This window comes from Rhodoferax sp. SPJ21, from assembly GCF_058216335.1.
The window spans coordinates 1,020,204-1,032,110 of sequence record NZ_JBYZMO010000002.1 but is presented as its reverse complement, the minus strand read 5'-3'; the positions used below and the strand labels follow the sequence as shown (position 1 = coordinate 1,032,110).

12 protein-coding genes are annotated in these 11,907 nt (G+C 65.6%); 3 read left to right on the top strand and 9 right to left on the bottom strand.

Annotated features, from left to right (window positions below):
- Positions 1-6 precede the first annotated feature (6 nt).
- Genes AC4BBN_RS12625 through AC4BBN_RS12615 form a run of 3 tightly spaced genes read left to right on the top strand, consistent with a single transcriptional unit; the run spans position 7 to position 2,634 of the window.
- Positions 7-642, top strand: a complete 636-nt coding sequence (locus AC4BBN_RS12625) for an L-threonylcarbamoyladenylate synthase (protein WP_490592327.1) — start codon at positions 7-9, stop codon at positions 640-642.
- A 26-nt stretch (positions 643-668) separates the two neighbouring features.
- Positions 669-1,337 (top strand): site-2 protease family protein, encoded by a 669-nt coding sequence (locus AC4BBN_RS12620; RefSeq protein ID WP_490592326.1) that lies wholly within the window; start codon positions 669-671, stop codon positions 1,335-1,337.
- Positions 1,338-1,350: 13 nt separating this feature from the next.
- Positions 1,351-2,634 carry a tryptophan--tRNA ligase gene (locus tag AC4BBN_RS12615; protein ID WP_490592325.1) on the top strand — a complete coding sequence of 428 codons (1,284 nt, stop codon included), beginning with the start codon at positions 1,351-1,353 and terminating at the stop codon, positions 2,632-2,634.
- Here AC4BBN_RS12615 and AC4BBN_RS12610 read toward each other — a convergent pair.
- The 9 genes from AC4BBN_RS12610 to AC4BBN_RS12570 form a co-directional block, all read right to left on the bottom strand.
- Entirely contained in the window at positions 2,631-3,425 is a 795-nt protein-coding gene (locus AC4BBN_RS12610) for an SDR family oxidoreductase (protein WP_490592324.1), read from the bottom strand. The genes AC4BBN_RS12615 and AC4BBN_RS12610 overlap by 4 nt on opposite strands.
- 29 nt (positions 3,426-3,454) lie before the next feature.
- Entirely contained in the window at positions 3,455-4,357 is a 903-nt protein-coding gene (locus tag AC4BBN_RS12605) for a DMT family transporter (protein ID WP_490592869.1), read from the bottom strand.
- A gap of 54 nt (positions 4,358-4,411) precedes the next feature.
- Positions 4,412-5,761 carry a DUF3422 family protein gene (locus AC4BBN_RS12600; RefSeq protein ID WP_490592323.1) on the bottom strand — a complete coding sequence of 450 codons (1,350 nt, stop codon included), beginning with the start codon at positions 5,759-5,761 and terminating at the stop codon, positions 4,412-4,414.
- Positions 5,762-5,818: 57 nt separating this feature from the next.
- Positions 5,819-7,345: a tripartite tricarboxylate transporter permease gene (locus AC4BBN_RS12595; RefSeq protein ID WP_490592322.1), complete on the bottom strand. Its 1,527-nt coding sequence runs from the start codon at positions 7,343-7,345 to the stop codon at positions 5,819-5,821.
- 21 nt (positions 7,346-7,366) lie between these two features.
- Complete coding sequence (locus AC4BBN_RS12590; protein ID WP_490592321.1) at positions 7,367-7,855, bottom strand: tripartite tricarboxylate transporter TctB family protein; 489 nt, start codon at positions 7,853-7,855, stop codon at positions 7,367-7,369.
- Positions 7,856-7,958: 103 nt separating this feature from the next.
- The gene (gene tfpB, locus AC4BBN_RS12585; protein ID WP_490592320.1) at positions 7,959-9,743 is read right to left on the bottom strand and encodes a type IV pilus assembly ATPase TfpB; all 1,785 of its coding nucleotides are present in this window, start codon (positions 9,741-9,743) and stop codon (positions 7,959-7,961) included.
- Between the two features lie 13 nt (positions 9,744-9,756).
- A complete protein-coding gene (locus AC4BBN_RS12580) occupies positions 9,757-10,527 on the bottom strand; it encodes a class I SAM-dependent methyltransferase (RefSeq protein WP_490592319.1) in 771 nt (256 codons plus the stop codon).
- On the bottom strand, positions 10,527-11,033 hold the full coding sequence (locus AC4BBN_RS12575; RefSeq protein ID WP_490592318.1) for a DNA-deoxyinosine glycosylase: 507 nt from the start codon (positions 11,031-11,033) through the stop codon (positions 10,527-10,529). Before AC4BBN_RS12575 ends, AC4BBN_RS12580 begins: the two co-directional genes overlap by 1 nt.
- Positions 11,030-11,887 carry a TatD family hydrolase gene (locus tag AC4BBN_RS12570; RefSeq protein WP_490592317.1) on the bottom strand — a complete coding sequence of 286 codons (858 nt, stop codon included), beginning with the start codon at positions 11,885-11,887 and terminating at the stop codon, positions 11,030-11,032. The genes AC4BBN_RS12575 and AC4BBN_RS12570 overlap by 4 nt, the downstream gene beginning before the upstream one ends.
- Positions 11,888-11,907: the final 20 nt, after the last annotated feature.

Sequence of the window (11,907 nt, the reverse complement as noted above, 5' to 3'; positions counted from 1 at the left end):
GACGCCATGGCCCAGTACTTTGAAATCCACCCCGACAATCCGCAAGCACGCCTGCTGAAGCAAACCGTGGCCCTGCTCGGCCAGGGCAAGCTGGTAGCGGTGCCCACCGACTCCAGCTACGCTCTGGTCTGCCATCTGGACGACAAGGCCGCTGCCGATCTGCTGCGCCGCACCCGTGGCGTGGACGACAAGCACCACCTGACCCTGCTGTGCCGCGACCTGAGCGAGCTGGCCAACTACGCCCGCGTGGACAACAAGCAATACCGCCTGCTGAAAGCGGCCACCCCCGGCCCCTACACCTTCATTCTGGAAGCCAGCAAGGAGGTGCCACGCCGGCTGAGCCACCCGTCGCGCAAGACAATTGGCCTGCGCGTGCCGGACCATAAAACCTTGCAAAGCCTGCTGGAGCTGCATGGTGCCCCGCTGCTGGCCACCACGCTGATACCGCCCGGCGAGACCGATCCGCTGAACGACGCACACGCCATACGCGATTTGTTCGAGCACCAGATCGCTGCCGTGCTCGACGCCGGCGCCTGCCCGCTGGAGCCCACCACGGTCATCGATTTGACCGACATGGGCCACGGCGGCGAACCCGTATTGGTACGCCAGGGCCGCGGCGACTTGTCCGCCATCGGCCTGTAAATCCTTCTTTCACCGAGACCCTCCCCGTGGATATCGCCAACCTGATACAGACCATCCTCATCTACGCCCTGCCGGTGCTGTTTGCCATCACCGTGCACGAGGCAGCCCACGGTTACGTGGCCCACCACTATGGCGACAACACCGCCCACCGGCTGGGCCGCATCACGCTGAATCCGCTCAAGCACATCGACCCAATTGGCACCATCGCCATGCCACTGGTACTGTACTTTCTGACCTCCGGCGCGTTTCTATTCGGCTACGCCAAGCCGGTGCCCGTCAACTTCGGCAAGCTGCGCAACCCGAAGAAAGACATGATCTGGGTGGCCCTGGCCGGCCCGGCTGCCAACTTTGTACAAGCCTTGTTGTGGGGCGTGCTGCTGTATCTGCTGATTGGCGCCAACATCAACGAGCGCTTCTTTCTGCAGATGTGCCGCGCCGGCTTGACCGTGAACGTGGTGATGTTCGCCTTCAACCTGTTCCCGTTGCCGCCGCTGGACGGGGGCCGCATCCTGGTGGGCCTGCTGCCCTACCGCCAGGCAGTGGCCGTATCGCGGGTGGAGCCCTGGGGCTTCATCATCGTGATGCTGCTGATCACCACGCACGTTCTGGACACCTTCTGGCTGGCGCCCGTCAAAGCCATTACCGACTTCGTGCTGGGCCTCATGCTGAGCCCCCTGGCCTTCCTCCTCAATTGATACTGTTTCCGCCATGACTTCTTCTCGCGTTCTCACCGGCATCACCACCTCGGGCACGCCCCACCTGGGCAATTACGTCGGCTCGATCCGCCCCTCGGTACGCGCCAGCCTGGCACCCGGCGTGGAAAGCTTCTACTTCCTGGCCGACTACCACGCGCTGATCAAGATCGACGACCCTGCGCGCATCCAACGCTCTACGCTGGAGATCGCCGCCAGCTGGCTGGCCGCCGGGCTGGACCCGAACCGCGTGGCCTTCTACCGCCAATCAGACATCCCGGAAATTCCCGAACTCAGCTGGATACTGACCTGCATGAGTGCCAAGGGCATGCTCAACCGCGCCCATGCCTACAAAGCCTCCGTGGACAAGAACCTGGCGGCGCAGGCCGACCCGGACGCCGACATCAGCGCCGGCCTGTTCATGTACCCGGTGCTGATGGCCGCCGACATCGTGCTCTTCAACGCGCACAAGGTGCCGGTGGGCCGCGACCAGGTGCAGCACATCGAGATGGCGCGTGACATCGCCCAGCGCTTCAACCACACCTACGGCGAGCAGTTCGTGCTGCCCGAGGCGCTGATCGAAGAATCCGTCGCCACCCTGCCCGGCCTGGATGGCCGCAAGATGAGCAAGAGCTACGACAACACGATTCCGCTGTTCACGCCCAAGGCCCAGCTGCGCAAGCTGATTGCCGGCATCCTGACCGACTCGCGCGCGCCGGGTGAGGCCAAGGACACAGAAAGCTCGGCCCTGTTCCAGATCTACCAGGCTTTTGCCAGCGAGGCCGAGACCGCCGCTTTACGCCAGGCCTATGCCGACGGCATCGCCTGGGGCGACGCCAAGCAAATACTGTTCGAGCGCATCGACCAGGAAGTCGCGCCCATGCGTGACGCCTACCAGCGCTACATGGACAACCCCGGCGAGGTGGAGGACATCTTGCAGGCCGGTGCCATCAAGGCCCGCAAGATCGCCACGCCCTTCATCGCCCAGCTGCGCCATGCGGTGGGCCTGCGCAATCTGCGCGCCCAGGCCACGCAAAAGTCGGCCAAGGCCGCCAAGGCCGCGCTGCCGGTGTTCAAGCAGTACCGTGAAACCACCGGCAAATTCCACTTCAAGCTGGTCGATGCCCACGGCCGCCTGCTGCTGGAAAGCGCTGGCTTCGACGCCCCCAAGGACGCAGGCCAAGCGATTGCCCGCTTACAGGCCGAAGGCATTGCCAGCCTGGGCAACTTGCAGCCCGCCGAAGGCGCCAGCCTGGATGACATCACCCAGGCCCTGGAAGCCCTGCAGAACGCGGCCTAAAAAGTACCGGGGTAGGCCCCGCCATCGGCCAGCACGTTCTGGCCGGTGATGTAGCCGGCGTGCGCACTGCACAAGAAGGCGCAGATGGCGCCAAACTCCTCGGGCGTACCAAAGCGCTGGGCTGGAATGGTCTTGCGCCGGGCGTCGGCCACCGCGTCCAGGCTTTGGCCCAGCTTGTCGGCTGCGCCCTGCATATTGCCGCGCAGGCGGTCGGTATCAAAAGCACCCGGCAGCAGGTTGTTGATGGTGACACCCTGGCCCGCCAAGGGGCTGCGCGCCAGGCCAGCGATAAAGCCTGTCAAACCGCTGCGCGCCCCATTGCTCAGGCCCAGCACGTCGATCGGCGACTTCACCGCGCTGCTGGTGATGTTGACGATACGGCCAAAGCCGCGCGCCGCCATGCCGTCCACCGTGGCCTTGATGAGCTCGATGGGGGTCAACATGTTTGCGTCCACCGCCTTGATCCAGGCCTCGCGGTCCCAGTCGCGGAAGTCGCCGGTGGGCGGGCCGCCCGCGTTGGTGACCACTATGTCGAAGTCCTGGCGCATGGCGAACACCGCCGCCCGGCCTTCCGCCGTGGTGATATCTGCAGCACAAAAAAGCACGCTGGCGCTTGATTTACCTGCGCAAGCAGCTATCAAATTCGCAGCAGCCGCCTGTAGCGCTGGCGCACCCCGCGCCACCATCAGTACGTTCACCCCCTCGTGCGCCAGCGCCTGCGCGCAGCCCAGGCCCAAGCCTTTGCTGGCACCGCATACCAGGGCCCAGCGGCCGGTGATTCCCAAGTCCATATTCGCTCCTATTTGCGGTACAAGCCCGGTCAGGCCGACTTGCGGGTAAACACATAAATCCCCAGCATCACCAGCACCGTGCCGGCTGCCACCCAGCCGGTGAAGGGCTCGCCCAGGATGAAAACGCCCATGAGGATGGTGGACATAGGCCCCACCATACCCACCTGGGCGGCGAGACCCGCGCCCAGGCGCTCGATGGCCATCATCACCATCAGCACCGGGGCGGCGGTGCAGGCGGTGGCGTTCAACACCGACAGCCACAGCACCTCGGGCGCCACCAGCGCGGCGGACATGGGCCGCAACAGCACAAACTGCAACAGGCAGCACAGGCAGGCCACCGTGGTCGCCAGCCCCACCAGGCGCAGCGAGCCCACGCGCTGCACCATCTGGCCGCTATAGACCAGGTAGATGGCATAGCTGATGGCGCTGCCAAACACCAGCAAGGCACCCAGACCGGCGTTCGCCCCTTGCAGATTGATCTCGTGGCCAAACACCAGCACCACGCCGCAGTAGCACACGGCCATTCCCAGTATCTGCATACGGGTGATGGGCTTGCGGTAGAGCAACCAACCCAGCAACACCACCAGCGTGGGGTTGGTGTACAGAATCAAGCGCTCTAGCGAGGCGCTGATATAGCCCAGGCCGGCAAAGTCCAGGTAGCTGGCCAGGTAGTAGCCGGTCACCCCCAGGCCCAGCACACCCCACCAGTCGCGCGCACTCAAGCGCGGCTTGCCCCGGCTGGACCACCAGGCCATCACGGCGAAGATGGGCAGCGCAAACAGCATGCGGTACATGATGAGGGTGACGGCATCTACGCCGTAGCGGTAGGCCAGCTTGACGATGATGGCCTTGCCGCTGAAGGCAATCGAGCCGACAAGTGCGAGCAACAGGCCGGTTGCTATGTTTTTTGTAGCCACTGGTGCAGAAGATATAAGCGCTGGAGGCCTATTTTATTGATAAGCCCATAGCCCGCGCTGGACCCGGGATTAAGCGTGCTGCTTGCCAAACATGCGGTGGTGCAGCCGCCGCAGCGACCACCACACGCCGCCCGCCACCACCGGGATCGCTACAGCAGCCGTGCTCTCGGGGCTCCAGGGCCAACCGATGGCGTGCGCGCCCTTGGCCAGGTAGCTGACCAGGCCAACGATGTAGTAGGTGATGGCCGCCACCGACAGGCCTTCCACCGTGGCCTGCATCTGCAGCTGCAGGCCTTGGCGCGTGTTCATGGTGGTCAGCAGCGCCTGGCTGCTCTGCTGCTGCTCGATCTCCACCCGGGTGCGCAGCAGATTGCTCATGCGCGACACGCGTTGCGACAGCGCGTCCTGCCGGCGTGTGGCCCATTCGCAGGTGCTCCGCGCGGGTGTGAGGCGGCGGTCCATGAATTCGCGGATGGTCTGCATGCCGGCCAGGCGCGATTCGCCGATGTCGGTAATGCGTTTGTCCACCAGCTCGAAGTACGCCGCGCTGGCCGAAAACCGCGAATGTGTGGCCGCGTACTGGCTCTCCACCTGGCCGGCCAGCCGGGTCAGGCGGTCCAGCAGCTGGGGTTCATCGTCGCGGTTGGCGCTGCGTATGGCTTCGGCCAAGGAGGCCAGCTCGCGCTCGGCAAAGGCCAGCACGTCGGCGGCCTCGCGGGCAGCGGGCAGGCCCAACAGCGCGGCCATGCGGTAGGTTTCAATCTCCAACAGGCGCTGCACCAGGCGGCCCAGGCGGCGCGGCGACAGAGATTCGCCGCCCGCCGCCTCGGCCTGCGCGGCGCCACCGGCCAGCAGTACGATGCGCGAAAAGCCGTCGGCATGGATGGCAAAGTCGGTGTACACCTTGGCATGGCCGCCTGCCACACTGGAGGCCACCAGCGAGTCCTCGAACAACACCTGCCGCACCAGCGCATCACCGCCCTGCACCATGGGTGCAGGCAAGGCCCACAGATGCAGGCTCACCAGGCACTGGCCGGGCAAGGCGGCAAACCAGTCCTGCGGCACGGCCTGGGCGGCAGTCACGGGGTCGCGGTCGAACACCTGCGTGCCGGCCGCGTCGGGCTCCAAGGCGCGCATAAAGGTGTAGGTGACGAACTCGGTATGCATTTCCCAGCGCAGGCGGAACGGCCCCACATCCATGCGGATATGGGTGGAATGGGCGTCGGGCTGGGCCAGGTGGTGGTCGCGCAACAAGGCTGCCACATGGGCTCGGCTGGCCTCCCGCCCCGCAGCGTCACACACCATCAGCACATGGGAGATGGCCAGTGGCGCAGTCATGGCCTCGGGCGGTCGGGCGTGGATTTCGTTGTGCAGCGCCGTGCGTTGCGGATGTTGCGAGGGGTGGGTAGAAGATGCCATGGTTGGAACGGATTGTGACGCACACGCGTGTCACACACGGTAGAAATGCAACGCAGCTCAGCCCTCGCCCAAACCCTCTTCGCGCTTGCGGCGCACCGCCTGCACCAGCACGATGAGCAGCATCAGTGCCGCTACGGCCAGCAGCCCAGCCGACAGGCCCCGGGTGACGAAGACGCTCCAGTCACCACCCGACTGCTGCAGCGCATTGCGCAAATACGTCTCCATCGCTGGCCCCAGGACCACGCCCAGCAGCAGCGGCGCGGGATCACAGCCCAGCTTATGGAACAGGTAGCCTACGGCCCCCAGGCCCGCTACCAGCCAGACACCATACGCCTGGTGGCTGGTGGTGTACACCCCGAGCGCGCACAGCAACACGATGCCCGGGAACACCCATGGCACCCCTGGGTACGGCAGGTTCAGCAGCCGACTCCAGATGCCTATGCCTAGCAATGGCAGGTTCAGCACCACCAATAGCCCGTGGGCCAGCCACAGCGAGGCCACCAAGCCCCAGAACAGCTCGGGCTGGGCCACCATCGCCTGCGGGCCGGGCTGAACCTGGTACCGGGCCATGGCAGCCACCAGCAGCGCCAACACGGCATTGGACGGAATACCCAGGGCCAGCAGCGAAAGGAACCCGGTCTGCGCCCCCGCATGGTAGGCCGCCTCGGGGCCGGCCACACCACGGATATTGCCCTTGCCGATTGCAATCTCGCCGGCTTGCATGCGCCCGCGCTTTTCCACGGAATAGCTGGCAAACGCGGCCCGCAGCGCACCGCCGCCCGGCAGCATGCCGACCACCAAACCCAGGTAGCTACCGCGCAATATGGCGCCGGCCATGTCTTTGGCTTCCTGCCTTCTGGGCAACAAGCCGCTGAGCTTGGGGCTCTGCACTTGGCGATCGCCTGCAGGCCGGCCCAGCTGGGCGACAACTTCGGCGTAGGCAAACACGCCCATGGCGATGGCTACGCAACCGATACCGTCCGCCAGCTCCGGAATATTGAAACTGAAACGTGGCACGCCCGACGCCACATCCCTCCCCACCAAACCCAGCAGCAGGCCCAGGACGGCCATGGCCATAGCCTTCAATAGCGAACCTGATGCCAGCACCACCGCACCGACTAGGCCCAGCACCATCAGCGAGAAAAATTCCACTGGCCCCCACTGCAAAGCCAGTGCGGCCAGCGGCGCCGCCAATGCAGCCAGTACCGCGGTACCCACCGAGCCCGCAATAAACGCCCCCAGCGCAGCGGCCAGCAGTGCCGGCCCAGCGCGGCCCTGGCACGCCATCTGGTAGCCATCCAAAGCCGTCACCACGGGCATGGCCTCAGCCGACGGACGCGCCAGAATGGCGGCAGTGGCGCCTGCATAGCGGGTACCGCAGTAAATGCAGACCAGTACGGTCAACGCCGACAAAGGTGGCACACCGTAAGTGACTGGCAGCAGCATGGCAATGGCTGCCACCGGGCCGATGCCAGGCACCAATCCGATCAGCATCCCCAGCATGCAGCCCGCCAGCGCATACAGCAGGTTGGTCGGCGCAAACGCCACGCCCAAGCCAAGCGCCAGGTTATGCAACACATCCATGCCCGTGCCTTGGGTTTGGCCTTAGCCGGCCGTGAAGGCCGGCCAAACCTGTATCTGCAGCTTCAGCAGCGGAATGCAGACCAGGTAGCTGCCCGCCGCCAAGGTGGCGGCTACGACCAGCGCGCTGCGCAACACACAGCGCCTGGCCGCCAGCGCAGCGATGAAGACCAGCACAAACACCGCCACCACCAAGCCCATGGGCGGCAAACCTATAGCCGGCAGCCCCGCCAGCAGCAGGCCAAACGCCGCGTTGGCCACCAGGATGCACAGCAGTGGGCGCCAGGCCCAGCGCCCCATGCGACCACCGTCTTCGGTCTCGGTGACCAGCGACTTGAAGGTGATCAGCAGGCCCAATAGCAGCATCAACAAACCCAGCAGCAGCGGGAAGTAGCCCGGCCCCATGCTTGCTGCCGTACCCACGGTGTAGGTGCTGGCGCCCCAGGCAAAGGCGCCGCCCAGGCCCATGAACATCAGCCCCGAGAAAAAATCCTTCTGGCTTTTTATTTGCATGCACCGCCCTCCCAGGCGCCACGAAAACTACGGTGGCGCGATTATGTTGGCACGCACTGCGCCGGCCGCCACGGGTTGTCCCTAGGCCGAAACCCCGTAGCTATCAGTCCAACGGCGGCGTGGCGGACAGCACTTCGTCCAGCGTGGTCAGGCCCTCGGCCACGCGCAGCGCGCCGGCCAGACGCAGCGGGCGCATGCCGTCGGCCACGCCCTGGCGGCGCAGCGCGTCGATGCTGGGGCCCTGGTTGACCAAGGCCTTGAAGGCCTCCGACACGGTCAGCAGCTCGTACACGCCCATGCGACCCATGAAGCCGGTCATACGGCAATCTACACAGCCCACGGGTTTGTAGGGCGTGTATTCGGTGTTGATCTTCCAGGGCTTGATGGCTGCGCCCAGGGTCTCGCGGGCCAGCGCCTCGTCCGGGGCGCGGCACTGCTTGCACAGAGTGCGCACCAGGCGTTGGGCCAGCACGCCCAGCACCGTGGCATTCAGCAGATAGGCGGGCACGCCCAGCTCCATCATGCGGGTGATGGCCGAGGGCGCGTCGTTGGTGTGCAGGGTGGAGAACACCAGGTGGCCTGTGAGCGCGGCCTGCACCGCCATTTCAGCCGTGGCCAAGTCGCGGATTTCGCCGACCATGATGATGTCTGGGTCCTGCCGCATCAGCGCGCGCAGACCCTCGGTAAAGCCGAAGTCGAGCTGCGGCTGCACCTGGGTCTGGTTGAAGCTGGGCTCGATCATTTCGATCGGGTCTTCCACCGTGCTGACGTTCACCTCCTCGGTGGCCACGCGCTTCAGGGTGGAATACAGCGTGGTGGTCTTGCCCGAGCCGGTGGGGCCGGTCACCAGAATGATGCCGTGCGGGCGCTTGACCAGCGCCTCCCAGCGCTGCGCGTCGTGCGGGGTGAAGCCCAGGGCGTCCAGGTCTTTCACAGCGGTGTCGGGGTCGAAGATGCGCATCACCATCTTCTCGCCGAAGGCGGTGGGCAGGGTGGACAGCCGCATTTCCACCTCGTCGCCGCGCGGGTTGCGGGTCTTGATGCGGCCGTCCAGCGGGCGGCGCTTTTCCACCACGTCCATGCGGCCCAGCAGCTTGACGCGGGCCACCATGGCGTTCATCACCGTCATGGGCATCTGGTAGACCGGGTGCAGCACGCCGTCGATGCGGAAGCGGATCACGCCCTGCTCGCGGCGCGGCTCCAGGTGGATGTCGCTGGCGCGCTGGTTGAAGGCGTACTGCCACAGCCAGTCCACCACCTGCACCACGCTCTGGTCGTTGGCGTCCAGTTGCTTATTCGTCCTGCCCAATTCCACCAGCTGCTCGAAGCTGCCGGCACCGGCGTTACCTCCGGCCTTTTGCACCGCCTTGACGGACTTGGCCAGCGCGAAGAATTCGGCCGTGTAGCGGTGGATTTCCAGCGGGCTGGCCACCACCCGGCGCACACTGCGGCGCGACTGGCGCTCTACCTCGCTGACCCAGTCGGTCAAGAAGGGCTCGCTGGTGGCTACCACCACTTCAGACGTGGTGACCTGCACCGGCAGCACCTTGTGGCGCTCGGCATACACGGCGCTCATGGTGTCGGCCACCTTGCCCACCTCGACCTTCAGCGGGTCGATGCGCAGGTACTGCAAGCCCGCACGGCCGGCCAGCCACTGGGTCAGGGTTTCGATATCCAGCGGCTTGCCGTCACTGGCGCGCTGCATGGCCACGCTGGCCAGGCGCACCAGGGCGGGCTGGGCGCTTTCGGCCTGCGAGCAGCGGGCAATGGTGCGCTGCTGCTCGGTCGGCGAAATCACCCCGTCCTCGGCCAGCCACTGCACCAGCAAGCGCCAGTGCACCGGGCCTGCGTACGGGGATTTAGCGAGTGTGGGTGCGGCGGCTTTCATGGCGGGGCTTACCTCAGGCTTGTACAGGCTTGAATATCTTCAACCACTTGGCGGCAGCCAGGCCCCAGCGGGTCTGGATGGCTTCGGCGCGCTCCAACAGCTCGGCCTGGCTGGGGCGGCTGGGCGTGCGCTGGGCCAGCACGATGGTGTTGCCGTCCTTGGTGGGCTTGAAGGCCCACACCGCATCGGCTCCAAAGGCTTCGGTAATCTTGGCCACGCTCTGCGGGTAGCTGGAGGCTTCACCAAACAGGTTGACGGTCATGCAGCCCTCTTCGGTCAGCAGCTTGCGGCAGTCCGCGTAGAAGTCGGCGCTGTCCAGCACCGGGGCGGCGGCGTCCTGGTCGTACAGGTCTACCTGCAGCGCGTCGATGGTGCCGGCCCAGTCGCTGTTCTGGATCTTCAGCGCCGCGTCGCCCAGCACCACGCGCAGGCGCTCGTCGTCCGGCGGCAGCTTGAACCAGAAGCGGCAGGCCGACAGCACCTGCGGGTTCAGCTCCACCGCCGTGGTGTCCATGCGCAGCTTCTTGCGGCAGAACTTGGTCAGCGTGCCCGCCCCCAGGCCCAGCTGCATGGCGCGGCGCTTGGCCACGCTGCTGGCGGGCACAAACAGCAGCCAGGCCATCATGCGACGCACGTATTCCAGCTCGATATCAAAAGGTGCGTCCAGCAGCATCGAGCCCTGGACCCACTCGGTGCCCAGGTGCAGGGTGCGCACGTCGCCGTAGTCGCTAAAGTTGACTTCCGGCAAAGCGACAGTGCTTGCAGCGGCAGATTTACGGGCCATCAAATATCCATTCCAAATTGTTCAAATACCTCGCGCCAGGCCGCCAGCTTGCGCTCAAAGCTCCAGCTGGCATTGGCCGGGCTGGTGGACGGCAGTTTCAGCACCGGCAGGCCCATGGCCTGGATCTGCGCGGCGTGGCGAAAACTCTCGGCGCCATTGTGCGCGACAGCCTGCAGCGCCGGGCAGCGCAGGCGCAGGCCGGCGAAGTCATTTACCTCGGCATTGCGAATCTTTGCATCCAGGCTACCCACGCGTTCACAGCTGGCGTACACGTCCCACAGGCCCACGCCCTTGGACAGCATCCATGCGCTACGATTTTCATAGCTACTCGCGCATATATCTTCTGCGCTAGCGCCATAAAGGGCTGCAAGTATGCGCCAGAATTTGTTTTGCGGATGGCCATAGTACTGCTGCGCCGCCAGCGAAGCCGCGCCGGGGAAGCTGCCCAGGATCAGCAGCCGCGTGTTGTCTGCCACCAGCGGCGGCAGGCCCACCAGCCGGGTCATGCCGCCACCAGCGCGCGCAACCGGGGCAAGGCATCCAGCGCATTGCGGGTGGTAGCAGCGGCCACCGCATCCACCGGCAGGCCGCGCAAATCGGCCAGCACGGCGCCTATGCGCGGCAGCTCCAGCGGCGAGTTGATGCCCTGCGCCTGGCCTGCCGCGCGCTGGGCAGCGGTGGTGTACAGCCACTGCGGCGGGATGTCGGGTGCGTCCGTCTCCAGCACCAGGGACTCCAGCGGCAAGCTCGCCGCCAGGCGGCGCAGCTGGTTCGCCGCCTCAAAAGTCATAGCGCCACCAAAACCCAGCTTGAAACCCATATCGATGAACACCTGCGCCTGCTGAGCGCTGCCGTTGAAGGCATGGGCGATGCCCTGCCAGCGCCCATCCGGGCCGGCCACGGCGCGCAGGTGTTTCAGCACCAGGTCGGCACTGCGCCGCACATGCAGGATCACAGGCAGGTCGAACTTCTTGGCCAGCTTGAGCTGGGCCCGGTAAAAGTGCTGCTGGCGCGCCAGCATGGCTGGCTCCAGCAGCGCGGGCACAAACAGGTCCAGCCCGATCTCGCCCACCGCCACCAGGCGCGGGTCGTCACGGTGCGCGGCCAGCGCCTGCTCCAGCAGGTCCAGATCGCCATCCTGGGCACGCGGCACAAACAGAGGGTGGATGCCCAACGCATAGGCGTCGCCGGTCTGCTGGGCCAGCAGCCGCACGGTGTCGAAGTTGCTGGCCATGACGCCTTGCAGCACGCACAGCGCTACATTTTCAATAGCTGCCTGCGCACGTAAATCAAGCGCCAGCGCGTGGTTTTGTCCAAATTCCGGGGCATCCAGATGGCAGTGCGTATCGATCCACATCATGCGGGGACTTTAACGCCTAG

Excerpts from the sequence above, each read along its gene's own strand:
- AC4BBN_RS12625 (WP_490592327.1), top strand. The coding sequence starts at position 7 with ATGGCCCAGTACTTTGAAATCCACCCCGACAATCCGCAAGCACGCCTG.
- AC4BBN_RS12580 (WP_490592319.1), bottom strand. The coding sequence starts at position 10,527 with ATGGCCCGTAAATCTGCCGCTGCAAGCACTGTCGCTTTGCCGGAAGTC.
- AC4BBN_RS12595 (WP_490592322.1), bottom strand. The coding sequence starts at position 7,345 with ATGGATGTGTTGCATAACCTGGCGCTTGGCTTGGGCGTGGCGTTTGCG.
- AC4BBN_RS12600 (WP_490592323.1), bottom strand. The coding sequence starts at position 5,761 with ATGGCATCTTCTACCCACCCCTCGCAACATCCGCAACGCACGGCGCTG.
- tfpB (WP_490592320.1), bottom strand. The coding sequence starts at position 9,743 with ATGAAAGCCGCCGCACCCACACTCGCTAAATCCCCGTACGCAGGCCCG.
- AC4BBN_RS12570 (WP_490592317.1), bottom strand. The coding sequence starts at position 11,887 with ATGATGTGGATCGATACGCACTGCCATCTGGATGCCCCGGAATTTGGA.
- AC4BBN_RS12590 (WP_490592321.1), bottom strand. The coding sequence starts at position 7,855 with ATGCAAATAAAAAGCCAGAAGGATTTTTTCTCGGGGCTGATGTTCATG.
- AC4BBN_RS12610 (WP_490592324.1), bottom strand. The coding sequence starts at position 3,425 with ATGGACTTGGGAATCACCGGCCGCTGGGCCCTGGTATGCGGTGCCAGC.
- AC4BBN_RS12575 (WP_490592318.1), bottom strand. The coding sequence starts at position 11,033 with ATGACCCGGCTGGTGGGCCTGCCGCCGCTGGTGGCAGACAACACGCGG.
- AC4BBN_RS12615 (WP_490592325.1), top strand. The coding sequence starts at position 1,351 with ATGACTTCTTCTCGCGTTCTCACCGGCATCACCACCTCGGGCACGCCC.